At 40.4% G+C, this 1,416-nt stretch carries 1 protein-coding gene and 1 pseudogene; one reads left to right on the forward strand and one right to left on the reverse strand.

Annotated elements, in window-relative coordinates:
- Positions 1–74: 74 nt before the first annotated feature.
- Positions 75–478: pseudogene (locus tag HMPREF2954_RS07570) on the forward strand (hypothetical protein); the annotation flags it as partial.
- A gap of 547 nt (positions 479–1,025) precedes the next feature.
- On the opposite strand, the gene rpsJ reads toward HMPREF2954_RS07570, so the two are convergent.
- Complete coding sequence (rpsJ, locus tag HMPREF2954_RS07575) at positions 1,026–1,337, reverse strand: 30S ribosomal protein S10 (protein WP_002642322.1); 312 nt, start codon at positions 1,335–1,337, stop codon at positions 1,026–1,028.
- Positions 1,338–1,416 lie beyond the last annotated feature (79 nt).

Raw genomic sequence — 1,416 nt, forward strand, 5'->3', positions numbered from 1 at the left:
TCTGCGAACCGTATTGTCTGATTACGCCCGATTTAACGATGCGCTACTGTCCTATTTTGATTTTAATTAGCTATAAAACCGATTTTGCCCGTATGTACCAGATTTTCAAAGAAGAAAATCCCCGTGCCTACATCAGCAACTACGGTTTGCCCGACGAACACCTGCACGCCATCCGCTACTACCAAGCTCAGGTGGACAATGAGGCAGTATTGGCAAAATGGCGGCAGTTCAGCAAACGCCGTCAGATGAGCGTAGCTACACCAATCCCGTGTTCTACATCACCAGTCCTGATTTGGAATAATGGAAAAAAGATGTCCAAACCACAGTTACCGACATCAAAAAACGCTATCCCGATAAAAAATCATCGGCTACCTTTGGCCACATATTATTCAGCCACCGGTAGTCTTTATTTCAAACAATTTATTGATGCCGAACGTTGGAAAAAATGCTGGAATTCAGTAAAAAATATACTGATGGAGACCTTTGCAAAAATAGTCTGTTAACAAAATTTGACGCATAAAAATGTGCTAAAAAATTTTCAATTGGCTAAAACCTTTCTGATATTGAGAAAAAAGTAGAAGAAATCAGGGAGGTTCTTCATTTTGAAAATGGTATTGAGCATAAAATTTTAATAACTCATGTTATTGCAAAGGTCTCAGGTAGAGAAACTCCAACCTCTTGAAAATCGTTAAAATCAACTCCTTTTGGCTAAATATACAAAGGTAGTCGAAAAGAGCAATGATTTTCAGACAACCTTAGATATAGGAAATTGTCACGTTGTTTACACTTTTTCTACGTCAAACAGCTTTGTTTTTGATTAAATGCTTTTTAAGTAACCATCCAGCATTATCAAGAACTTAGCAGGTTTCCCGCGTCTATCAACATTCTTGACAATACCGAATTTCTGCTCAATCAGCTTTTCAAACAAAAGCCGAAAGTCTAACAGCGTGGTTGATTTCCACAACACATATGGATAACAAAAAGCCGAACGGATAAACCATTCGGCTTTCTATCAAAAGCAGCGATTATTGAACTTTAATTTCTACATCAACACCGGCTGGCAAGTCCAGTTTCATCAGTGCATCGGTAGTTTTGTCAGTCCAGTCCACGATGTCCATCAGGCGCAAGTGAGTGCGGATTTCCAATTGTTCACGAGAAGTTTTGTTCACGTGTGGAGAACGCAGAATGTTGAAACGTTCGATTTTAGTCGGCAACGGAATCGGACCTTTTACAACGGCACCGGTACGTTTTGCAGTTTCAACGATTTCTTGAGCAGAACGGTCGATCAGGCTGTAATCATAAGCTTTCAGGCGGATACGGATTTTTTGGTTTGCCATTTATCGATATCCTTCAATTAAGCGATGATAGAAGAAACCACACCCGCACCTACGGTACGGCCACCTTCGCGAATCGCAA

Origin of the sequence: Neisseria sp. HMSC067H09, from assembly GCF_001814135.1 — a bacterium.
Classification (GTDB): Bacteria; Pseudomonadota; Gammaproteobacteria; order Burkholderiales; family Neisseriaceae; genus Neisseria.

Bases quoted from the DNA above. Each gene is read 5' to 3' on its own strand.
- rpsJ (WP_002642322.1), bottom strand. From the start codon at position 1,337: ATGGCAAACCAAAAAATCCGTATCCGCCTGAAAGCTTATGATTACAGC.